The sequence below is a fragment of the Stappia sp. TSB10P1A genome (assembly GCF_900185725.1).
GTDB lineage: Bacteria > Pseudomonadota > Alphaproteobacteria > Rhizobiales > Stappiaceae > Stappia.
Genome location: NZ_FYAU01000016.1, coordinates 209,892 through 230,206 on the forward strand (window position 1 = coordinate 209,892; position 20,315 = coordinate 230,206).

A 20,315-nucleotide genomic window follows, 5' to 3' on the forward strand; every position below is an offset into this window, starting at 1 on the left:
CCGGCTCTCCGATCCCGCATCTCCGCTTCGCTGCGTGCGGGATGACGAAGGAGGGGCTTGCGTGCGGGATGACGTCAGGAGGGGGTCCGGTGTCCTCGCCACCTCGTCAAAAGAACGCGATCACGCCTCCTCCAAAAAGAACGGCAGCAGCGCGGCGAGCGTTGCCGCCGGGGCCTCCTCAGGCAGGAAATGGCCGGCATCGACGCCGTGCCCGCGCACGTCGTTCGCCCAGCGCGACCAGGTCTCGACCGGGGTCGCGGTCTTTTGTGCGAGACCCCCGTTGCCATAGAGCGTCAGCAGCGGGCAGGCGATCTTGCGGCCCGCCTCGCGGTCGGCACTGTCGAGCGCCATGTCGATGGTCGCGCCGGCCCGGTAGTCTTCGCAGGCCGCGTGCTGGCGGGCCGGCTGGGCGAAGGAGGCCCGGTAGTCGGCAAGCGCCCTGGGATCGAAGGCGGTCAGGTCCTTGCGCGCCGTCCAGCTCGCCAGCGTGTGGTCGAGATAGAAGTCGGGGGCACCACTGATCAGCCGTTCGGGCAGCGGCTTCGGCTGGGCGAGGAACAGCCAGTGATAGATGGCCATGCCGTAGCGCCAGTCCATGTTCTGCCAGTAGTCGTAGGTCGGCAGGATGTCGAGCACGGCGAGCCGCCGCACCTTGTCGGGGTGATCGAGCGCCATCCGGTAGCCGACCCGCCCGCCCCGGTCGTGGCCGGCGACCATGAAGCTGTCGTGACCGAGCCCGGCCATGACCGCAACCATGTCGGCCGCCATCGCGCGTTTGGAGTAAAGGTGATGGTCCGCATCGCCCTCCGGCGCGCTGGAGCGGCCATAGCCGCGCAGATCCGCGACGACGACGGTGAAGTGGCGCGCAAGATCGCCGGCAACAGTGTGCCACATCGCATGGGTCTGGGGATAACCGTGCAGCAGCAGCAGCGGGGGGCCCTTGCCGCCACCGATGCGATAGAAGATGTCCACGCCCTCGCCGCGGGATATCCCCGCCGCGAAGCCTGGAAAGAGATCGTCGCCGCCCTGCATCGCAGCCTCCCGCGCCATCCGGTCGGCAGGCCCTCCTCGCGGAACCTGCTCGGGCGCGATTGAAGCGCCTGCGGCCGTCCGGCGCAATCGGCGATTTTGAGAGGCGATTCTCAAAATTTGCGGATTTCGAGACGGAATTTCGCAAAATCCGTCTCGAAATTCTGCCACCGCCGAAAAACCGCCCTCAGGCCGTGCCGTCCTCGCGCGCGACCGCCCGCCAGCCGATGTCGCGGCGGCAAAAACCTTCAGGCCAATCAATGCGTTCGATGGCGGCATAGGCGCGCTCGCGGGCTTCCGCGACGGTGCGGCCGAGCGCCGTGACGTTGAGCACGCGCCCGCCATTGGCGAGCAGCCGGCCGTCGTCGTCGCGCCGCGTTCCGGCATGGAAGACCTTGAGCGCGGGGTCGCCTTCGAGACCCTCCAGACCGTGGATAACCGTGCCCTTGTCGTAGATGCCGGGGTAGCCGTTCGCGGCCAGCACCACGGTCAGCGCCACCTCGTCGCGCCAGCGCGCGCCGACCGTGTCGAGCGTCCCGTCGATGCAGGCGAGCATCAGGGTGACGATGTCGTCCTTGAGCCGCATCATCAGCACCTGGCACTCCGGATCGCCGAAGCGGACGTTGTATTCGATCAGCTTCGGGCCGTCCTTGGTGATCATCAACCCGGCATAGAGCACGCCGACGAAGGGCGTTCCCTCGCTTGCCAGCGTCGCCACGGTCGGCTCGACGATCTCGCGCATGGCGCGCGCAGTGAGTTCCTGCGTCATCACCGGCGCGGGGGAATAGGCGCCCATGCCGCCGGTGTTCGGGCCGGTATCGCCCTCGCCCACGCGCTTGTGGTCCTGGGCGCTGGCGAGCGGCAGCACGTTGCGGCCGTCGGACAGCACGAAGAGGCTCGCCTCCTCGCCTTCCAGGAATTCCTCGACCACGACCTCGGCGCCGGCAGCGCCGAATTCTCCGTCGAAACAGGCATCTATCGCGGCAAGCGCCTCGGCCTCGGTCATCGCCACGACGACGCCCTTGCCGGCGGCGAGCCCGTCCGCCTTGACGACGATGGGGGCGCCGACCCTGGCGACATAGGCCTTGGCAGCAGCAGCATCCGTGAAGCGGCCATAGGCGGCGGTGGGGATCGCCGCACGGGTACAAAGGTCCTTGGTGAAGCCCTTCGAGCCCTCCAGGCTCGCCGGTGCCTTGCGCGGGCCGAAGGTCTTGATGCCGGCGTCCATCAGCTCGTCGACAAGGCCGGCGACCAGCGGTCCCTCCGGCCCGACGACGACGAGGCCGATCTCCTGATCGCGGCAATAGGCGACGACGGCCGAAGGGTCGGAGGTGTCGAGCGCGACACAGGTCGCCTCCTCAGCGATGCCGGCATTGCCGGGGGCGACGTGGAGGCGGCCGGTCAGCGGCGAGTTGGCGATGGCCCAGGCCAGGGCGTGTTCGCGGCCGCCGGATCCGATCAGGAGGATATTCATCTGTCGCTCACCCCGTCGCGAGGATTCAAGGATTGCCGCCTCCTAGCCTGCGCTGGCACTGCAGACAAGCCCCGCTCTTTCAACGGCGCGGCAAAGGCGGTATCACGTCGCGCTGGATAGCCGACAGGTGAGGCGATGCAAAACGACACGATCGCGGGCCGGGTGGCGGATGCCGTACGGGGACATTGGGTCGACACGCGGGCGCCGGAATGGCTGCGGCCCTATGCGAGACTGGCGCGCTGGGAGCGGCCGATCGGCTGGTGGCTGCTGCTGTGGCCGTGCTGGTGGTCGGCCGCGCTTGCGGGGATAGCCGGCGGCCGGGCCTTTCCCGACCCCTGGCATCTGGCGCTGTTCCTGATCGGCGCCATCGCCATGCGCGGCGCCGGCTGCACCTATAACGACCTGGTCGACCAGGACATCGACGACAAGGTCGCGCGGACCCGCTCGCGGCCCCTCCCCTCCGGCCAGGTGACGCGGATGCAGGCCAAGACCTTCCTGCTGCTGCAGGCGCTGGTCGGGCTTGCCGTGCTGGTGCAGTTCAATGGCTTCGCCATCCTGCTCGGCATCGCCTCGCTGGCGGTGGTCGCCGTCTATCCGTTCATGAAACGGGTGACCAACTGGCCGCAGCTCTTTCTCGGCCTTGCCTTTTCCTGGGGCGCGCTGATGGGCTGGGCGGCGGCGTTCGGCCGTCTCGACTGGCCGGCGGTGGCGCTCTATTGCGGCGGCATCCTGTGGACGATCGGCTACGATACGATCTACGCGCATCAGGACAAGGAGGACGACGCGCTGGTCGGCGTGCGCTCGACCGCGCGCCTGTTCGGGGCGTGGACAAAGCCGGCGCTCGCCGCCCTTTACGGCGGGGCGACGGTGCTGTTCGCGCTGGCGCTGGCCGGGGTGGATGCGGGGCCGGCCGCGTTCCTCGGCCTTGCCATCGGCCTTGCCCATCTGGTCTGGCAGATCGTCCGACTCGACATCGACGACCCGGACCAGTGCCTGAAGCTGTTCCGCTCCAACACGAGCTATGGCTGGATCCTGTTCGCCGGCCTGGTGCTGGACGCGATGGTCCAGGCACTTCTTTAAAAGCGGATTGTTTTCAGTCAGTTGCGGGCGATCATCTCGCGCTCGCCGCGATGGACGGCGGGGGTCTGCGAGCGGCTGCCCGGCTTGCGGCGCAGCAGGAAGCGCGGCCGGCGCGCAGTCAGCGCGGCGACGCGGCGGCGGGCCGGCGCCATCGGCGAGCGCCCCGAATGGCCGGGACCGTCGATGCGGCTGACGCTGCCGTCCGGCTCGACCAGGAGCAGCGGCAGGCCGAGGGCCTCGCCCCAGGCGCACCAGTCTTCGGCAAGCCCTTCGAGACGGTCGTCGCTGGCCAGTTCGATGGACATGGCCGGATCGCGGTGCATCAGGCCGATGCGGGCCTTCAGCGTGCCCGGCGCCTCGCCGGGCGTGACCTCGGCGAAGACGCCGAGGAAGACGGCGACCGGCTGGGCAAGGGTCAGCGGCAGGCCGGCGAGCCGGCGTTTGACGATGACCTGCTGGCGGTCGATATAGACGTCGAGTTGCGTCGGCTCGCAGGCCGTGCCGCGCGCCGCGAAGCGATGCGGCATCTGCGAGGGATCGAGCCGCGCGGTGCGGCCCGATCCCGTTGCAGTGGCGTCCTGATGTGCTGTTTGACGGCTCAATTCGCTCTCCATCGGGCCACTGTTTTTGTCTGGCCTCTGATGGGTTCACACTAGCAGGCAGGCGTCCCAAACCGCTTAACAAGCACGGTTAACGATTTTCCGTTGCAACCAGGGTTAGGGATTGGTCACCGAATACGGCAAACAAAACCTGAACCGCCTCCGCGACCGGCTTGCCGAAGCGCGGCCCCGGCACTACGGTCGCCACCGACCGTTCAGCGGACCGCCTCCCCCGCAAGGATCACGAGATGCAGCACCCGATTGACCAGACCCGGCTGATGGACGAGGCCCGCACGCTTGTCGAGGCCGCCCTCAAGGCAGGCGCCGACGCGGCCGACGTCGTCGCCGCCACCGGCGTCTCGCTTTCCGTCGAGATGCGCGAGGGCAAGCTTGAGGAAAGCGAACGCTCGGAGGCCGACGACGTCACCTTGCGCGTGTTCTGCGGCCACCGGGTCGCCAGCGTCTCCTCCAACGATTTCCGCGAGGGCGCGACGCTTGCAGAACGCGCCGTCGCCATGGCCCGCGCCGCGCCGGAAGACCCGTTCGCGGGGCTTGTGCCGGCGGGCGAACTCGCCAGCGTGTTTCCCGATCTCGAACTGCTCGACGGGGTAGAGGTGGGCGCCGAGGCGCTTGCCGAGCGCGCCCGCGAGGCGGAGGCCGCGGCCCTTGGCGTCAAGGGCGTCAGCCGCTCGGGCGGGGCCAGCGCCTCCTTCCGCCTCAGCGGCATCGTGCTGGCGACCAGCGAAGGCTTCTGCGGGGGATATCTGGTCTCGCGCCACGGCGTCTCGGCGACGGCGGTCGCCGGCGAAGGCACGGGAATGGAGCGGGACTACGACTTCGACAGCCGAGGATTTCTGTCCGATCTTGCCGACCCGCGCGAGATCGGCCGGCGCGCCGGCGAGCGGGCGGTGGCACGGCTCAACCCGCGCAAGCTCTCGACCCGCACCGCCGACATCGTCTACGAGCCGCGCGCGGCGCGCTCGCTGCTCGGCCATTTCGCCGGCGCCATCAATGGCGCGGCGATTGCCCGGGGCACCAGCTTCCTGAAGGAGAAGATGGGCGAGCGGATCTTCGCTGCGGGGATTGCCATCACCGACGACCCGACCCGGCCGCGCGGCCCGGCGAGCCGCCCGTTCGACGGCGAGGGCCGGCCCGTCGCCCCGCTGGTGCTGGTGGAGGACGGCATCCTCAAGACCTGGCTGCTCGACACGCCGGCAGCGCGCGAACTCGGCCTTGCCCCCAACGGCCGGGCGGTACGCGGCGGGGCCGGCACCAGCCCGTCGACCACCAATGTCACCCTGTCACCCGGCGCCCGCTCGCAAGCCGAGATGCTGGCCGAGATCGGCACCGGCCTCCTGGTCACCGACCTCATCGGCCACGGCGTCAATGGCGTCACCGGGGATTACTCGCGCGGCGCCTCGGGCTTCTGGATCGAGGACGGCGCCATTGCCTATCCGGTCTCGGAGATCACCATCGCCGGCAATCTGATCCCGATGTTCGCCTCGCTGGAGGCGGGCAGCGACCTCGACACCCGCTCCGCCTACCAGGTGCCGAGCCTGCTGCTGAGGGGCCTCACCATTGCCGGCGCGTGACACGACCGCCAATCTCGACGACATGGAGCTGATCGCCCGCGCGGCCCGCGAGGGAGGCGAGATCGCCCTGTCCTATTTCCGCAAGGACCCGCGTCGCTGGACCAAGGAGAACGACTCTCCCGTCTCCGAGGCCGACCTTGCCGTCGACCGGCACCTTGCCCAGGCGTTGAAGGCGGCGCGTCCCGACTATGGCTGGCTGTCGGAAGAGACCGCGGACGACCGCTCGCGGCTGGCGGCCCGGCGCAGCTTCGTCGTCGACCCGATCGACGGGACGCGCGGTTTTCTCGCCGGTTCCGGCGAGTGGACCGTGGCGATCGCGGTGGTCGAGGACGGCAGGCCCGTCGCGGCGGCGCTCTACCGGCCGGTCGGCAACGATCTCTACACCGCGACCCTCGGCCAGGGAGCAAGGCTCAACGGGCGCGAGGTTGCCGTTTCCGGCCAGCCGGTGCTGTCGGGCGCCAGCGTTGCCGGTCCCAAGTCGATCACCGGCCAGGGGCCGATGATGCGCACCGGCATTTCCCATGCCGGCTACATTCCCTCGCTGGCCCTGCGCCTGGCGCTGGTCGCACAAGGCCTGATCGACGCCGCCGTGGTCCGGGAAAATGCCTGCGACTGGGATCTTGCGGCGGCCGACCTTTTGGTGCAGGAAGCGGGCGGCCGGCTTGAGGATCTCGAGGGGCGGCCGCTTGCCTACAACCGGGCGAGCGTCCGGCACCCGGCGCTGGTCGCAGGGCCGCCGGCCCTGGCCGTGCCGCTCCGGCCGATCCTCGCGCAGCTCTTGACGAACCCGTGATGCCGGCCGGACAGTCCGGCCAGATCCTTGCGAACCCCGTTCCCGGAGTGACGTTCATGACGACCACCGAACCCGGCAAGCAGCTTCTCCATCTCGTCTTCGGCGGCGAGCTCGAACGTGTCGACGGCCTGACCTTCCGCGATCTCGAGAAGCTCGACATCGTCGGCATCTACCCCAACTATGCCGCGGCCTATGTGGTGTGGAAGCAGAAGGCGCAGCAGTCGGTCGACAACGCCCACATGCGCTACTTCATCGTCCATATGCACCGCCTGCTCGACCCCGAGACCGAGGGCCAGTAAACCCTTGGTACGACGTCTTTCCCGGAGGCCGGCCGCACGGCCGGGCGGATCATGCTGAAGCGCGCCGGACGCAGCCCCCTGCTGCAGCGGCTGGTCGGCAACGCGCTGGCCGGCTACCTGCTCGCCGTGCGCAAGACCAGCTCCTTCCGCCTGGACCCGCCCGACCTCTACGAGCGGATCGAAGACGACCTGCCGGCCATCGTCGCCATGTGGCACGGCCAGCATTTCGCCGTGCCCTTCGCGCGCCCGCCGAGTTATGACGTCCGGGTGATGATCTCGCGCTCCGCCGACGGCGAGATCAACGCGATTGCCGCGCGCAAGCTCGGCCTTGGGCTCATCCGCGCGTCCGGTGCCCATCACGCCCACCAGGTGAGCAAGCGCGGGGGCCTGCGCGGTTTTATCGAGGCGATGCGCTGCCTGAAGGAAGGCGCCAGCGTGGCGATGACGGCGGATGTGCCGAAGGTGTCGCGCGTCGCCGGGCTCGGCATCGTCCAACTCGCCCGCCATTCCGGCCGGCCGATCCTCCCGATAGCGGTCGCCACCAGCCGCCATGTCGACCTGTCGAGCTGGGACCGGGCAACGATCAACCTGCCGTTCAGCCGGATGGTGGTGGCAGCCGGCGACATGATCCGCATCGCCCCGGATGCCGACGACGCCGCGCTGGAGGAGGCGCGCCAGGCGGTGGAGGCCTCGATGAACGAGACCACCGCCCGCGCCTACGCCCTGGCAAAGTCCAGATGACGACCGACGGCCCGGACAGGACCGCTGTGCCGGCCGGCCTCGCCCGCGCCGGAGTGCCGTCGCGACTGATCGGGGAGATCCTGCTCCTGCTCTATCGCGGCTTCGGCCATGCGGTGGCGCCGCTGCTGCCGCTGCTCTTCGCCCGCCGGGCGCGGCGCGGCAAGGAGGATGCCGGCCGGCGCGGCGAACGCTTCGGCCGCGCCTCGCGGCCGCGCCCCGACGGACCGCTGGTCTGGCTGCATGCGGCCAGCGTCGGCGAGATGAACGCCTCGCGCCCCCTGGTGCGCGCCCTGCGCCAGCGCGGGCTCGCCGTGCTGCTGACCACCGGCACCGTCACCTCCGCCCGGATCGCCGCCGCCGAGGTGGATCCCGGCGTCATCCACCAGTTCGTGCCCTATGACACGCCGCCGGGCATCGACCGCTTTCTCGACCACTGGCGGCCCGACCTTGCCATCACGGCGGAATCGGAAATCTGGCCGACGACCATCTCGTCGCTGGCCCGGCGCGGCATTCCGCTTGCCATTGCCAGCGCCACCATGTCGCCGCGCTCGGCCAAGGGCTGGCGGCGGATGCGGCCCTTCGCCCGCGCCATCTTCTCGCGCATTCCGCTCTGCCTCGCCCAGACGCCGGAGGACGGGGAGCGGCTCAGCGAGTTCGGCGCCCCCCGGGTGGAGGTCTGCGGCAACCTGAAGTTCGACGGCGGCGACCTGCCGGTCGACGCGCAGGCGCTGGACGCGCTGACGCAGGCGCTCGCCGGACGGCCCGTGTGGCTCGCAGCCAGCACCCATGAGGGCGAGGAAACGCTGGTCGCCGAGGTTCACGAGGCGCTGCGCGCCGAACTGCCGGGCCTGCTCACGGTCATCGTGCCGCGCCATCCGGAGCGGGGAGCCGCCATCGCAGACACCCTCGCGGCGCAGGGGCTGCGGCTCGCCCGGCGCTCGCAAGGTCTGCTGCCGGACCCGGACTGCGACATCTATCTCGGCGACACGATCGGCGAGATGGGCCTCTACTATCGCATCGCGCCGGTCGCCTTCATCGGCAAGTCGCTGGTGCCGGAGGGCGGGCAGAACCCGCTGGAGGCCGCCCGCCTCGGCGCGGCCATCGTCACCGGCCCGCATGTGTTCAACCTGCTCGACATCTACACTCCGCTGTTTACGGCGAAGGGGGCGGAGATCGTCCGGGATGCGCGCGAACTGGCCGACGCCGTGCGCGCCCTGCTGGGCGACAGGCGGCTTGCCAGCGAACGGGCGGCCATCGCCGCCAATGTCGGCCGGGCCGGAAGCGGCGCGCTCGACGCAAGCCTTGCCGCGCTTCGCCCCCTGCTGCCACCGGCACGGGATCCGGCGCCGTGAGCGGCGGACTTGAAGCCCCGTCCTTCTGGTGGCGGCCGCCCGGCCCTGCCGCCGTCGCGCTCGCCCCGTTCGGCTGGATCTATGGCGCGATCACAGCAATCCGCATGGGGCGCAAGCCTGCCTACACCGCCGCCGTGCCGGTGATCTGCGTCGGCAACTTCACCGTCGGCGGCACCGGCAAGACGCCCTTTGCCCTGGCGCTTGCCGAGATGCTCAAGGCGCGCGGCGAGCGCCCGGTCTTCCTCACCCGTGGCTATGGCGGGCGGCTCTCCGGCGGGCCGCCGGTGCAGCTCGACCCAGTGCGCCACGGCCCCGCGGAAGCCGGCGACGAGCCCTTGCTGCTTGCTGCCAGCGGCCCGGTGGTGATCTCCGCCGACCGGCCGGCCGGCGCAAGGCTCGCGGAAGGGCTCGGCAGCGTCATCCTGATGGATGACGGGCTGCAGAACCCGGCACTGGCCAAGACCGTGTCGCTGGCGCTGGTCGACGCCACCGCCGGCACCGGCAACGGCTTCTGCCTGCCGGCCGGCCCCTTGCGCGCGCCGGTGGAGCGGCAGCTTGCCCATGTCGATGCGCTGGTGGTGATCGGCGACGGCGAGGCGGCAAAACCGGTCGAGGCCGCCGCCCGGCGTCGCGGCCTGCCGGTCTTTCGCGCAAGTCTGGCTGCGCTTGAGGAGGATTGGCTGGCGGGGACCCGGGTGCTCGCCTTTGCCGGGATCGGCCGGCCGGAGCGGTTCGTGGACAGCCTGCGCGGTGCCGGGGCCGAGATTGTCGAGACGCGGTTCTTCGGCGATCATCACGCCTTCACCGACAGCGAGGCGCAGGACCTGCTCGACCGCGCCGCGCGGTCAGGACTGACCCTCGCCACCACGGCAAAGGACCAGGTGCGGTTCGGCACGGGCGAAGGCGACACCGCGCTTGCCCGGCTGGCAAGGCAAGCGCAGGTGCTCAAGGTCGAGATGCGGCCCGAAGATCCCGAAGCCCTTGCCGCGTTTCTTGGCGCCCGCCTTGATCAGGGCGTGTTGCCGCATTCCTGATAGCGGGACAGGGCAGCCTGCGCATCGGCATAGGCCTCCTGGCGCGACACGCTCCAGTACTTCAGCTCATCGAGCGGGAGCGTCTGGCCGGTGACGGCGCAGCGCACGAAGGTGCCCGGCGACAGGATCTGGAAATCGGCGTCCAGATAGCGGATGCGCGCCTCGCCCGGCACGCGCGGGGTCTCGTATCGGTTCATGCGTGTGGTGCCTTTCGCGGCCCGTCGCGGCCGCCTTTGGGTCCTGAATACAGGCCTGCCGGCTCCTTGGCCACCCCTTGCCGTGCCGCCGCGTCTCATGCCGCCCTACCTCTTGGAAGACCCCTTGCCGCCGCCCTCGCGGATCGGCGACAGGTGTCATCCGCAAGTTGCCCGATTCCTCCGTTAAGCGAAACCGAACGGATGCGGTCGGCAGCCTGTGCGCCTTCGCCGGCTTGACCCGCGCCGGCGGGCGCGAAACCATCGGGACGGGGAATGCCCCACACAGGAGACGTCATGACCACGGTACGGATCGGACTGGCACTCGGCGGCGGCGGGGCGCGCGGCATGGCTCATGTCCCGGTGATGGAGGCCTTCGACGACCTCGGCATCCGCCCGGCGGCGATCGCCGGCACCTCCATCGGCGCGATCTTCGGAGCGGCCTTCGCCACCGGCCTCGACGGCGCGGCGCTGCGCGAGATCTCGCAGGCGACCTTCGCCGACCGCAATGCCGTACTCGCCCGGCTGTGGAAGCTGCGCCCGCGCCGGCTCGGCGACCTGTTCGGCAATCCCGGCATCATGCAGTTCAACGCGCTCAAGGTGCTGGAACAGTTTGTCGGCCAGCACATTCCGGCAAGCTTCGAAGAGTTGCAGACACCGCTCACCCTGATCGCCACCGACTTCTACCTGTGCCGGGAGGTGCGGCTGCAGCAGGGCTCGCTGCACCATGCCGTTGCCGCCTCCATTGCCATCCCGGCGCTGTTCAAGCCGGTCACGGTCGAAGGGCGCATCATGGTCGACGGCGGTCTCGTCAACCCCCTGCCCTTCGATGCGCTGCCGCCCGACATGGACATCGTCGTCGCCAGCGACGTGGTCGGCTCGCCGATCCCGCGCAAGGGCCGCAACCTGCCGGGGGCGGGCGATGCGGTGTTCGGCGCGACGCAGATCCTGATGCAGTCGATCGTTCAGGAAAAGCTGAAGAACCGCCAGCCGGACGTGCTGGTGAAGCCGGACATTTCCGGCTTCCGCGTGCTCGACTTCATGAAGACCGGCACCATCCTGGAGGCGGCCGAGCCGATGCGGGAAACGGTCAAGCGGCAGGTCGCCGCCGCCATCGAGGCCTTCGAGGCCGGGCGCGCGATACCTTGAAGCGAGCGGCCAGGGCGCTATCCTAACCTTGCGGCACGCCAGCAGGGAGCCTTGCGATGGACCTGACGACCTTCTCCGCCCCCCTCCGCCCGCTGCGGACGATGGCGCGATCTGCGCTTGCCGGGCTTGCCGGGCTTGTCGGCACCTTCGCCCTTGCCGGCGGACAGGCCGCCGCCTCCTGCCAGTTGCTCGCCGACGGCTGGATCACCGCTCCCCCACCTCTGGTGCGGCAGGCGGCACTGGCGATGGACCAGGTCGGCATCACCTTTGTCGGACACGCCACGTTCGAGATCGAGACGCCGAAGGGCGTGCGCATCGCCACCGACTACAACAACGTGCACCGGCCCGCGCGGCTGCCGCGCGTCGTCACCATGAACGGTGCCCATTCCACCCATTTCACCCTCAATCCGGATCCGGCGATCGAGCATGTGCTGCTCGGCTGGAACCCGGACGGTGGGCCGATGGACCACGACCTCACCGTCGAGGACGTGCGCATCCGCAACCTGCAGACCAATATCCGCGGCTGGGACGGCCAGACGCGCCTGCTCGGCAACTCGATCTTCGTCTTCGAGGTGGCGGACCTGTGCATCGCCCATCTCGGCCATCTGCACCACCGGCTGACACCCGAGGACCTTGCCCGGCTCGGCACGATCGACATCGTCTTCGCCCCGGTCGACAACGCCTCGACGCTCAGGCTCGACAGCCTGGTGGAGGTGATCGGCGCCGTTTCGCCGCGCATCGTCATCCCGATGCATGCCTATACCTACGGCTCGCAGGAAACCTTCGTCGCCCGCATGGCGAGCGAAGGCTTCCGCGTCGAGATGTCTGAGAGCCCGCTCTATGTGGCCAGCCGCGCGGCGCTCCCAGCGGAGCAGACCGTTCTGGTATTGCCGGAGCGCTGAGGGAGCGCCGCCTCACCCGTGCAGAGCGATGCTGTCTTCCGGCGCCTCGTCACGCGCGCTCATGCCGTAGTCGCGGATGACGGCGGCCACGCGCAGGCGATAATCGGCGAAATGGGTCTTGCGGCCGGCCGCCTGCGCCATGCGGTGGCGCGCCTCGTGCCGCCACTTCGACAGGGCCTCCTCATCGCGCCAAAACGAGAGGGAGAGCAGCTTTCCCGGCTCGGTCAGGCTCTCGAACCGTTCCACCGAAATGAACCCGTCCTGCTCGGCGAGCAGCGGCTTCAACCCCGCCGCGATGTCGAGATAGGCGCCCGTGTGGCCCTCCTTCGGCCAAAGCTCGAAGATCACCGCAATCATGTTCTCTCCCTCCGTGTTTGGTGACGCTGTCCGGCGACGCGGCCCCTCGTGCCTGCCGCCCGCCGGTGTCTTTCAGTCGCGCCGTGCCTTGAAAAAGCTGCGCAAAAGCTCCGCCGCGTCGCGCTCGGCAAGCCCGGAATAGACCTCCGGCGCATGGTGGCAGGTGGCCTGGGAATAGAAGCGCACGCCGTTCTCAACCGCGCCGCCCTTGGGGTCCTGTGCGCCGAAATAGAGCCGGCGGATGCGGGCGAAGGAAATCGCCGCCGCGCACATCGGGCAGGGTTCGAGCGTGACGTAGAGATCGCAGTCGGGCAGCCGCTGGCTGCCGAGCGCGGCGGCGGCACGCCGCATCACCAGGATTTCCGCATGGGCGGTGGGGTCGCTCAGCTCCAGCGTGCGGTTGCCGTCGGCGGCCAGAACCTCGCCGCCGCGCACCAGCACGGCGCCGACCGGCACCTCGCCCCGCGCCGCCGCCGCCCGTGCCTCGGCCAGCGCCAGATCCATGAAGCTGCCGCCCGCGGCAGGCCTGTCGTTCCCTGTCATGGCCGCGACCCTACAGCCCCGGAGCGCCGTTTGGAATCGCCAACTCGGCCCTCCTCCCGCCCCTTGCGCAAAACGCGGGGGCAGGCGCTGAAAAAGCGCGCTTCCCGCAGCCCTGCCGCTCTGGTATGACGCGGCACCATGACCGAAGACAATCGACCCTCGCGGCCCCCGCGCCGCGCCCCCGCGCCGGGGAAATCCGGCAGCGGACGCCCCGGCAACGGCAAGCCCCGCGCAGCGCGCGGCACTGACGGCGCACATCGTTCAACGGACGGTGCCGAGGCACGCGCTCCGCGCAAGAGCTTCGGCGCAAAGCCCGCCGGCGACCGGCCGGGTGCGGACAAGCGGAGCGGTGGCAAGCCCTTCTCCGACAAGAAGAGCTCTGGCGGCAAGAAGAGCTTCGGTAGCAAGAAGAGCTTCGCTGATCGCAAGGGCGCGCCGAAGCGCGACAAGACCCCGCCGCCGGGCGCAGCGCCGCTGGCCGCGCGCACCGAGGATGCCGAGCGCGTCGCCAAGGTGATCGCCCGTGCCGGCCTGTGCTCGCGCCGCACGGCGGAGAGCTGGGTGGTCGCCGGGCGCGTTGCCGTCAACGGCACGGTGCTGACCTCGCCGGCCGTCACCGTGACCGACGCCGATCGCATCACCGTGGACGGCGAGCCGCTGCCGGAGCGCGAGCGCACCCGCCTCTGGCTCTACCACAAGCCGCGCGGCCTGGTGACGACCAATTCCGATCCGGAAGGCCGGCCGACCGTGTTCGAGCGGCTGCCCAAGACCCTGCCGCGGGTGCTGACCGTCGGGCGTCTCGACATCAACACCGAAGGCCTGCTGCTGCTGACCAATGACGGCGGCCTGTCGCGGGTGCTGGAACTGCCGGCCACCGGCTGGCTGCGCCGCTACCGCGTGCGCGCCTATGGCCAGATCACCCAGGACCGGCTCGACAAGCTGGCCGACGGCATCGAGATCGACGGCGTGCTCTATGGCGCCATCGAGGCGCAGATCGACAAGGAGCAGGGCGATAACGTCTGGATGACGATCGCCCTGCGCGAGGGCAAGAACCGCGAAATCAAGAAGGTGCTGGAGCATCTCGGCCTTGCCGTGAACCGGCTGATCCGCATCTCCTTCGGCCCGTTCCAGCTTGCCGAACTGCCCGAGGGCGAGGTGCGCGAAATCCGTGGGCGGGTGCTGCGCGACCAGCTCGGCGAACGGCTGGCCGCCGAGGCCAATACCGACTTCGAGGCCCCGCTGCTGACGCCGGGCGGCGAGGCCGACGGCGACGATGCCAAGCCGGCCCGCAAGTCCGCTCCCGGTGCCGGCCCGCAGCGCGGCAAGCCCGCGGCCGGCAAGCCCATCTCTGGCAAGCCCGGAGCCGCTAGAGCCGAGGACCGTTACCTCAGTGCCCGCGAGGGCCGCGAGGCGCGCGAGAAGCCGTCGCGCAGCCGGCGCAAGGACGAGAGCCGGGCAAAGCCGTCGCGGGACGAGGCAGAATCTTCGGCCTATATCTCGCCGCGCTCGCGCTTCCGCTTCACGCCGGAGACGATGCCCCGCGCGCCCAAGGGCGACAGCCAGGCGAGCGGCGCCCGCCGGCGGATCTGGGACGAGGACGGCTCGCTGGTGGTCGACACCGCCCCCGTGTCCGACGACGCGCCGCGCGGCGCGGGCCGCGGCAAGCCGGGCGGCGGAAAGGCATTTGGCGGCAAGGCTGGCGGCGGAAAGTCCTTCGGAGACAGGAAGCCCTTCGGGGACAGGGCCGAGCGCAAGCCCTTCGCGGCCCGTTCAGGCGACGACCGCCCGCGCCGTTCCGGCCCGCGCGAGGACAGGTCGCGCGAGGACAGGCCGAGGGACGATCGGCCCCGCGAGGATCGCCCAAGGGGCGAGCGACCCTTCGGCGACAGGCCTAGAACTGACAGGCCCATAACTGACAGACCCGGAACTGACAGGCCGCGCGACGACCGCCCGAGAGGCGACCGTCCCTTCGGCGGCAAGCCCGGCGGAGACCGGTCGCGCGAAGACCGGCCACGGGGAGACCGTCCCGGGGGCGGCCGTCCGGCAGGTGGGCGTCCCGGCGGAGGCCGCCCGGGCAGCAGCCGTCCGGCGGGCAAAGGCCCCGGCGGCAAGGGTCCTGGAGGCAGGGGGCCCGGCGGGAAGGGTCCTGGTGGGGGCAAGCGCCCGTGAGGATTGTCGCCGGACGCTTCCGGGGCTCGCCGATCGAGGCGCCGCGCGGTGACGCGACGCGCCCGACCAGCGACCGGCTGCGCGAGACCCTGTTCAACGTGCTGGCCCATGGCCATGGCGAGGCGCTGCAGGAGACGCGCGTGCTGGACCTGTTCGCCGGCAGCGGCGCGCTGGGGCTGGAGGCGCTGAGCCGCGGCGCCCGCCACTGCCTCTTCGTCGAGGAGGCGAGTGCCGCGCGTGCAGCGATCCGCGCCAATGTCGAGGCGCTCGGCCTGACCGGGGCGACCAAGATCTTCCGCCGCGACGCAACGCGCATCGGCCCGGTCGGCACCATCGCGCCCTTCGACCTCGTCTTCGCCGACCCGCCCTATCGCAAGGGGCTGGGCGAGCAGGCGCTCGCCGCCTGCCTTGCCGGCGGCTGGCTGGCGCCGGGCGCGCTGGTGGTGTTGGAAGAAGACGCCAAGACTGAGATCACCCCCATCGACGGGCTGGAAGAGCTGGACCGCCGCACCGTCGGCGACAGCCAGTTCGTCCTCTTCCGCCGGGTGTAGCGCCGTCAAGACCCGGGTTGGGACGGCTCCTTGCGGCGCGGGCGGGTGCGGCGCAGTGCCGCCGTCAGGCCCTTCGGCGCCTTTTCCTCCAGTCGGATGAAGGCCTCATCGAGCCGCAGCAGCCGGCGACGGCGGGTGCGCAGCCAGCGCGTCGCCTGGCGGCTGCTGCCAAGGATCAGGATCGGCCCGCCGGCGATGAGCGGCACGCCGGTGGGGATTGGTGTCCAGACGGTCGCAAGACCGAGCAGGATCATCACCACGGCCGCCGCCCAGACGAACAGTTTCATGCGCGATCGGCTCCAGGACGGATGGAGCCCGCACGGGCGCTCCCTTGCACGCAAATGGCACGGGCGCATGACGGGCGTATGACGGGCGCATTACAGGCGCGCGAGCGGCTGAGAAAACGCCGCGCCGCGCCCTCTTCCCTGCGCTATTTGCGGCCGAACAGCCGCTCGATGTCGGAGAGCTTCAGCGAGATCCAGGTCGGGCGACCATGGTTGCACTGGCCGGAATTGGGCGTTGCCTCCATCTCGCGCAGCAGGGCGTCCATTTCCTCCGGCCGCAGGCGGCGCCCGGCGCGCACCGACCCGTGACAGGCCATGGTCGCAGCGACATGGTCGAGCCGCTCGCGCAGGCGGGTGGAACTGTCCCATTCGGCGAGATCGTCGGCAAGATCGGTCACCAGGCCGCGAATGTCGATCTGGCCGAGCAGCGCCGGCGTCTCGCGCACCGCCACCGCGCCGGGGCCGAACGGCTCCAGCACCAGACCGACGGCCTCCAACTCCTCGGCGCGCTCGGCGAGACGCGCCACATCTTCCTGTGGCAGTTCGACGATCTCGGGGATCAGGAGGCCCTGGCGGGCGACGCCGCGCTCGGCGAGCGCCGCCTTCAGCCGCTCGTAGACCAGCCGTTCATGCGCGGCGTGCTGGTCGACAATGACGAGGCCGTCCTCGGTCTGGGAGATGATGTAGGTGGCATGCACCTGCGCGCGCGCCGCGCCGAGCGGGCGCGTCTGGCGCTCCTCCATTGCCTCATTGGCAGGGGCGAAAACATGCGCGCGGGCATCCGCCGAGGGCATGTCCAGCGTCTCGAAGCCCGCCTGCGTCGCCTCGCCGAAGCCGGATATGACCGGCGCCCCGCCATCGTCTGCCTCCCCATCGTCGAGCGGCCGGAAGGGCGAGGCGCGCCAGTCGGTTGAGGCTGGCGCCGGCGACGTTGCTGAGCGCTGGTAGCCATACGTGCCGCCCGAGGCGGGGCGTAGGCCGGCGGACGGGCCGGCCGCAAAGCCTGTCGAGAAGGACGCCATCGCTGACCTTGCGGTGTGCGAGGAGGCGAGATGGCCGGCCTCCGCAAAGACCTGGCGCAGGGCGCCGACGATCAGTCCGCGCACCAGTTGCGCGTCGCGGAAGCGCACGTCGGCCTTGGCGGGGTGAACGTTGACGTCGACCTGGCGCGGGTCGAGTTCGAGGAACAGCACGGTGACCGGATGCCGGTCGCGGGCGAGCACATCGGCATAGGCGCCGCGCAGCGCCGCCATCAGCAGCTTGTCGCGCACCGGCCGGCCGTTGACGAAAAAGAACTGGGACAGCGAATTGGCCTTGTGGAAGGTCGGCAGGCCGGCAAGCCCGTGCAGCCGCACGCCCTCGCGCACCGCATCCACCGGCCGGGCATTCTCCACGAAATCGGTGCCCATCACCTGGGCGATGCGGGCTTCCAGCGCCCGCTCGCCGCTGGCCGCGGCAAAGGTCGTCGCCTGCCGGTCGCTTCCCGACAGTTCGAAGCGCACCGACGGGTTGGCGAGCGCCAGCCGGCGGACCACGTCGGTGACCGCCGCGCCTTCCGCCCGGTCCGACTTCAGGAACTTGAGTCGCGCGGGGGTGGCGAAGAACAGGTCGCGTACCTCCACCTGGGTCCCCCCCGCATGGCTGGCCGGGGACGGACCGTCCTTGCGCCCGCCCTCGACCCGGATGGCCCAGGCATGGGCGTCCGACGCATGACGCGAGGTCATGGCAAGGCGCGCGATCGCGCCGATGGAGGGCAGCGCCTCGCCGCGAAAGCCGAGGCTGCGGATGTCGAACAGGTCGTCCTCGGAGAGCTTGGAGGTGCAATGCCGCTCGACCGCCAGCGCCAACTGGTCTGCGGGAATGCCGCAGCCGTCGTCATCCACGCGGATCAACGTCTTGCCGCCGGCCGCCGTCGCCACGCAGATGCGCGCGGCGCCCGCATCCAGCGCGTTCTCGACCAGTTCCTTGACCACGCTGGCCGGCCGCTCGATCACTTCGCCCGCCGCGATCTGGTTGATCGCGTGGTCGCTCAATTGCCGGATCGTCATTCCCGGACCTTCACCTGCGAATCGCCTCGTCTCCCGGCGCCAGCATCGCCCGTTTGGCCTCGCGGGACCAGCCACCCCGGCAACCCTGCCGCGAAACGGGAAAGGAGCGCCCCGGGGCGCTCCTCTCGATGTCAGCCGTAGAGTGAAGCAGCGCAGCGTTCAGGCGGCGGCAACGCTCTTGAGGAACCGCTCGATCTCCTCGCGGAAGCGCGCCGTATGACGCGCCGCCTCGCCGGTCGCGCCCAGCACCTGCTGCGCCGAGCGGTTGGTCTCCTCCACCGCCGTGTCGAGTTCGCCGATGCTGTCGACCACGGAGCGGGTGCGGGTGGCAGCCAACTGGATGTTGGAACTGATCTCGCTCGTCGCCGCCCCCTGCTCAACCACCGCCGCGGCAATGGCGCTGGTGTGATCGTTGACGTCGTCCATGGTGTTGGCGATCTCGGCGATGGCCTTCGCCGTTTCGGAGGTCGCCGCCTGGATGGCCGCGATCTGGGCCGAGATCTCGCCGGTGGCACGCGAGGTCTGGTCGGCGAGTTGCTTCACCTCCCCCGCGACGACGGCAAAGCCCTTGCCCGCCTCGCCGGCGCGCGCGGCCTCGATCGTGGCGTTGAGCGCCAGCAGGTTGGTCTGCTCGGCGATCGCCTGGATCAAGGTCACCACCTCGCCGATCTTGGAGGCGGAGGCTGCAAGGCCGGAGACCTTCTCGTTGGTCGCCCGCGTTCTGTCGGTCGCGCGGGTGACCACCGTCGTGGTCCGCTCCACCTGTTCCGAGATCTCGTGGATCGAGGAGGAGAGTTCCTCGGCCGCGCCCGCAACGGACTGCACATTGCCGGAGGCCTCGCTCGAGGCCGAGGCTGCGCCTTCCGCCTGCTCCGCGCTGGAGGCTGCCACCGCCTCCAGCGTGCGCGCGGTCGCCTCCAGGCTCGCATTGGCGTGATCGACGGCCGCCAGCACGTCCCGGGCGGTGGCCTGGAACCCGCTGATCAGCGCGTCGACCTGCCGCTGACGCGCATCGCGCGCCTCCCGGTCGCCATGCTGGGCGCGCTCCAGCCGATCCTGCTCGATGCGGTTGTCCCGGCACACCTCGATGGCGCGGGCGATGTCGCCGATCTCGTCCGAGCGCTCGCGCCCCACGGCCTCGAAGCCGGTCTTGCCGGCGGCCAGTTCCATGATCTGGTCGGCGACCGTGCGCAGCGGATTGCAGATCGACCGCACGGCGTAGACGACCGCACCGGCGGCAATTGCCAGCAGCAGCAGGCCGACGCCGATGCCGGCCGCCCGCGCCCGTCCGGCAATCGTCGCATAGGCGGTGCGGTCCACCGCGATCACCGCGACGGCAACGGGATGCCCCGAAAAGTCGGCGACATCGATCTTGTCGACATAGAAATCGCCGGAAGCCGAGACGAGGCCGCCGCCCGCCGCCTGCGCGGCAAGGGCCAGCGGATCCATGTCGGCCGGCAGACGATTGCCGATCACTTCCAGCGTGTCGCCGCCCCTGGCGCCGAGCCGCAGGACCGCCAGCGGATAGCCGGTCTTCGCCGTGAAATCGGCGACGAACATCTCATGCAATTCGAGACCGAATTCGACCGAGCCCTTGTGCTGGCCATCGACGCGGATGGGCACGACGCCGCGGTTGCCGATGCCGGCAACGCCCTGCTCCAGGCCGGAAATGTCCCTGACTTGGGCATTGGTCTCCACCACCGTGGCACGGAAGGACGCGAGATCGTCGCCGAACTCCTCCGGCTTGTGAACCCGCAGGAAGGAGGTCGCGGGCGGCTGGTGGAACTGGAACTGGCGAATGCCGAACTGCGCCTTCAACTCCTCGAAGGCCGGGACAAACTCGTTCGCCAGCCCCTCGCGGTCGCCGGCGGCGAAGCGCTGCTGTACCGAGGCCTGCCCCGCAACCACCTTGGCCAGCAACAGGGCCTGGCGGCTTTCCGCCTCGATCTGCGCCAGTAGCTGCCGCTTGGCGCCCGCCACCTCCCGCTGCAAGGCCGTGTCCGTCAAGCTCCCGGCCACCCATTGCGAGATGGCGACAGCGGACACCGCGCCAAGCAATGCCAGCGCAATCGTCACCAGCATCATGCGTGCTCTTATCGTCTTCATCCTTGACCTCTCGACGAGA

20 protein-coding genes are annotated in these 20,315 nt (G+C 70.2%); 11 read left to right on the forward strand and 9 right to left on the reverse strand.

What is annotated here, in order from left to right:
- Nucleotides 1-120: 120 nt before the first annotated feature.
- Both TSB10P1A_RS05915 and purD read right to left on the reverse strand, forming a co-directional pair.
- The gene (locus TSB10P1A_RS05915) at nucleotides 121-1,050 is read right to left on the reverse strand and encodes an alpha/beta hydrolase (protein ID WP_244293000.1); all 930 of its coding nucleotides are present in this window, start codon (nucleotides 1,048-1,050) and stop codon (nucleotides 121-123) included.
- A gap of 166 nt (nucleotides 1,051-1,216) precedes the next feature.
- A complete protein-coding gene (purD, locus tag TSB10P1A_RS05920; RefSeq protein ID WP_186386976.1) occupies nucleotides 1,217-2,503 on the reverse strand; it encodes a phosphoribosylamine--glycine ligase in 1,287 nt (428 codons plus the stop codon).
- 135 nt (nucleotides 2,504-2,638) lie between these two features.
- Here purD and ubiA point away from each other — a divergent pair, with 135 nt between their 5' ends.
- Nucleotides 2,639-3,583 carry a 4-hydroxybenzoate octaprenyltransferase gene (gene ubiA / locus TSB10P1A_RS05925; protein WP_186386977.1) on the forward strand — a complete coding sequence of 315 codons (945 nt, stop codon included), beginning with the start codon at nucleotides 2,639-2,641 and terminating at the stop codon, nucleotides 3,581-3,583.
- 17 nt (nucleotides 3,584-3,600) lie between these two features.
- Here ubiA and TSB10P1A_RS05930 read toward each other — a convergent pair whose 3' ends face one another.
- Entirely contained in the window at nucleotides 3,601-4,185 is a 585-nt protein-coding gene (locus TSB10P1A_RS05930) for a DUF6101 family protein (protein ID WP_208987019.1), read from the reverse strand.
- A gap of 245 nt (nucleotides 4,186-4,430) precedes the next feature.
- Between TSB10P1A_RS05930 and TSB10P1A_RS05935 the strand changes: the two genes are divergently transcribed.
- From TSB10P1A_RS05935 to lpxK, 6 genes are read left to right on the forward strand one after another with little or no spacing between them, the layout of a single operon-like run.
- Nucleotides 4,431-5,774 (forward strand): TldD/PmbA family protein, encoded by a 1,344-nt coding sequence (locus TSB10P1A_RS05935; RefSeq protein WP_186386978.1) that lies wholly within the window; start codon nucleotides 4,431-4,433, stop codon nucleotides 5,772-5,774.
- Entirely contained in the window at nucleotides 5,761-6,567 is an 807-nt protein-coding gene (locus TSB10P1A_RS05940) for a 3'(2'),5'-bisphosphate nucleotidase CysQ (protein WP_244293001.1), read from the forward strand. Before TSB10P1A_RS05935 ends, TSB10P1A_RS05940 begins: the two co-directional genes overlap by 14 nt.
- A gap of 56 nt (nucleotides 6,568-6,623) precedes the next feature.
- Complete coding sequence (locus TSB10P1A_RS05945; protein WP_186386979.1) at nucleotides 6,624-6,866, forward strand: DUF4170 domain-containing protein; 243 nt, start codon at nucleotides 6,624-6,626, stop codon at nucleotides 6,864-6,866.
- A gap of 51 nt (nucleotides 6,867-6,917) precedes the next feature.
- The gene (locus TSB10P1A_RS05950) at nucleotides 6,918-7,607 is read left to right on the forward strand and encodes a lysophospholipid acyltransferase family protein (protein ID WP_186386980.1); all 690 of its coding nucleotides are present in this window, start codon (nucleotides 6,918-6,920) and stop codon (nucleotides 7,605-7,607) included.
- On the forward strand, nucleotides 7,604-8,959 hold the full coding sequence (locus tag TSB10P1A_RS05955) for a 3-deoxy-D-manno-octulosonic acid transferase (RefSeq protein ID WP_186386981.1): 1,356 nt from the start codon (nucleotides 7,604-7,606) through the stop codon (nucleotides 8,957-8,959). Before TSB10P1A_RS05950 ends, TSB10P1A_RS05955 begins: the two co-directional genes overlap by 4 nt.
- Nucleotides 8,956-9,993: a tetraacyldisaccharide 4'-kinase gene (gene lpxK, locus TSB10P1A_RS05960; RefSeq protein WP_186386982.1), complete on the forward strand. Its 1,038-nt coding sequence runs from the start codon at nucleotides 8,956-8,958 to the stop codon at nucleotides 9,991-9,993. Before TSB10P1A_RS05955 ends, lpxK begins: the two co-directional genes overlap by 4 nt.
- Here lpxK and TSB10P1A_RS05965 read toward each other — a convergent pair.
- The gene (locus TSB10P1A_RS05965; RefSeq protein ID WP_186386983.1) at nucleotides 9,969-10,190 is read right to left on the reverse strand and encodes a DUF2093 domain-containing protein; all 222 of its coding nucleotides are present in this window, start codon (nucleotides 10,188-10,190) and stop codon (nucleotides 9,969-9,971) included. The two genes, lpxK and TSB10P1A_RS05965, sit on opposite strands and share 25 nt — an antisense overlap.
- Nucleotides 10,191-10,484: 294 nt before the next feature.
- Here TSB10P1A_RS05965 and TSB10P1A_RS05970 point away from each other — a divergent pair, with 294 nt between their 5' ends.
- Together TSB10P1A_RS05970 and TSB10P1A_RS05975 are read left to right on the forward strand one after the other, a co-directional pair.
- Nucleotides 10,485-11,336: a patatin-like phospholipase family protein gene (locus tag TSB10P1A_RS05970; protein WP_186386984.1), complete on the forward strand. Its 852-nt coding sequence runs from the start codon at nucleotides 10,485-10,487 to the stop codon at nucleotides 11,334-11,336.
- A gap of 56 nt (nucleotides 11,337-11,392) precedes the next feature.
- On the forward strand, nucleotides 11,393-12,238 hold the full coding sequence (locus TSB10P1A_RS05975; RefSeq protein ID WP_208985397.1) for an MBL fold metallo-hydrolase: 846 nt from the start codon (nucleotides 11,393-11,395) through the stop codon (nucleotides 12,236-12,238).
- Between the two features lie 12 nt (nucleotides 12,239-12,250).
- Here TSB10P1A_RS05975 and TSB10P1A_RS05980 read toward each other — a convergent pair whose 3' ends face one another.
- Together TSB10P1A_RS05980 and TSB10P1A_RS05985 are read right to left on the reverse strand one after the other, a co-directional pair.
- Nucleotides 12,251-12,595, reverse strand: coding sequence for an antibiotic biosynthesis monooxygenase (locus TSB10P1A_RS05980; protein ID WP_186386985.1), 345 nt, complete (start codon nucleotides 12,593-12,595; stop codon nucleotides 12,251-12,253).
- A 72-nt stretch (nucleotides 12,596-12,667) separates the two neighbouring features.
- Entirely contained in the window at nucleotides 12,668-13,138 is a 471-nt protein-coding gene (locus tag TSB10P1A_RS05985; protein ID WP_186386986.1) for a nucleoside deaminase, read from the reverse strand.
- A 138-nt stretch (nucleotides 13,139-13,276) separates the two neighbouring features.
- Between TSB10P1A_RS05985 and TSB10P1A_RS05990 the strand changes: the two genes are divergently transcribed.
- Nucleotides 13,277-15,307, forward strand: a complete 2,031-nt coding sequence (locus tag TSB10P1A_RS05990; protein ID WP_186386987.1) for a pseudouridine synthase — start codon at nucleotides 13,277-13,279, stop codon at nucleotides 15,305-15,307.
- Nucleotides 15,304-15,858, forward strand: a complete 555-nt coding sequence (gene rsmD / locus TSB10P1A_RS05995) for a 16S rRNA (guanine(966)-N(2))-methyltransferase RsmD (protein ID WP_186386988.1) — start codon at nucleotides 15,304-15,306, stop codon at nucleotides 15,856-15,858. Before TSB10P1A_RS05990 ends, rsmD begins: the two co-directional genes overlap by 4 nt.
- A gap of 5 nt (nucleotides 15,859-15,863) precedes the next feature.
- Here rsmD and TSB10P1A_RS06000 read toward each other — a convergent pair whose 3' ends face one another.
- The 3 genes from TSB10P1A_RS06000 to TSB10P1A_RS06010 all read right to left on the reverse strand — a co-directional run bounded on the left by TSB10P1A_RS06000 (nucleotide 15,864) and on the right by TSB10P1A_RS06010 (nucleotide 20,296).
- Nucleotides 15,864-16,145 carry a hypothetical protein gene (locus TSB10P1A_RS06000; protein ID WP_186386989.1) on the reverse strand — a complete coding sequence of 94 codons (282 nt, stop codon included), beginning with the start codon at nucleotides 16,143-16,145 and terminating at the stop codon, nucleotides 15,864-15,866.
- Nucleotides 16,146-16,288: 143 nt separating this feature from the next.
- Nucleotides 16,289-18,190, reverse strand: a complete 1,902-nt coding sequence (gene mutL / locus TSB10P1A_RS06005) for a DNA mismatch repair endonuclease MutL (protein ID WP_186386990.1) — start codon at nucleotides 18,188-18,190, stop codon at nucleotides 16,289-16,291.
- 159 nt (nucleotides 18,191-18,349) lie between these two features.
- Nucleotides 18,350-20,296 (reverse strand): methyl-accepting chemotaxis protein, encoded by a 1,947-nt coding sequence (locus tag TSB10P1A_RS06010; protein WP_186386991.1) that lies wholly within the window; start codon nucleotides 20,294-20,296, stop codon nucleotides 18,350-18,352.
- Between the last annotated feature and the right edge of the window lie 19 nt (nucleotides 20,297-20,315).

Coding starts and splice junctions, on each gene's coding strand:
- TSB10P1A_RS05915 (WP_244293000.1), bottom strand. CDS start 1,050: ATGGCGCGGGAGGCTGCGATGCAGGGCGGCGACGATCTCTTTCCAGGC.
- purD (WP_186386976.1), bottom strand. CDS start 2,503: ATGAATATCCTCCTGATCGGATCCGGCGGCCGCGAACACGCCCTGGCC.
- ubiA (WP_186386977.1), top strand. CDS start 2,639: ATGCAAAACGACACGATCGCGGGCCGGGTGGCGGATGCCGTACGGGGA.
- TSB10P1A_RS05935 (WP_186386978.1), top strand. CDS start 4,431: ATGCAGCACCCGATTGACCAGACCCGGCTGATGGACGAGGCCCGCACG.
- TSB10P1A_RS05945 (WP_186386979.1), top strand. CDS start 6,624: ATGACGACCACCGAACCCGGCAAGCAGCTTCTCCATCTCGTCTTCGGC.
- TSB10P1A_RS05950 (WP_186386980.1), top strand. CDS start 6,918: ATGCTGAAGCGCGCCGGACGCAGCCCCCTGCTGCAGCGGCTGGTCGGC.
- TSB10P1A_RS05955 (WP_186386981.1), top strand. CDS start 7,604: ATGACGACCGACGGCCCGGACAGGACCGCTGTGCCGGCCGGCCTCGCC.
- TSB10P1A_RS05965 (WP_186386983.1), bottom strand. CDS start 10,190: ATGAACCGATACGAGACCCCGCGCGTGCCGGGCGAGGCGCGCATCCGC.
- TSB10P1A_RS05970 (WP_186386984.1), top strand. CDS start 10,485: ATGACCACGGTACGGATCGGACTGGCACTCGGCGGCGGCGGGGCGCGC.
- TSB10P1A_RS05975 (WP_208985397.1), top strand. CDS start 11,393: ATGGACCTGACGACCTTCTCCGCCCCCCTCCGCCCGCTGCGGACGATG.
- TSB10P1A_RS05980 (WP_186386985.1), bottom strand. CDS start 12,595: ATGATTGCGGTGATCTTCGAGCTTTGGCCGAAGGAGGGCCACACGGGC.
- TSB10P1A_RS05985 (WP_186386986.1), bottom strand. CDS start 13,138: ATGACAGGGAACGACAGGCCTGCCGCGGGCGGCAGCTTCATGGATCTG.
- TSB10P1A_RS05990 (WP_186386987.1), top strand. CDS start 13,277: ATGACCGAAGACAATCGACCCTCGCGGCCCCCGCGCCGCGCCCCCGCG.
- TSB10P1A_RS06000 (WP_186386989.1), bottom strand. CDS start 16,145: ATGAAACTGTTCGTCTGGGCGGCGGCCGTGGTGATGATCCTGCTCGGT.
- mutL (WP_186386990.1), bottom strand. CDS start 18,190: ATGACGATCCGGCAATTGAGCGACCACGCGATCAACCAGATCGCGGCG.
- TSB10P1A_RS06010 (WP_186386991.1), bottom strand. CDS start 20,296: ATGAAGACGATAAGAGCACGCATGATGCTGGTGACGATTGCGCTGGCA.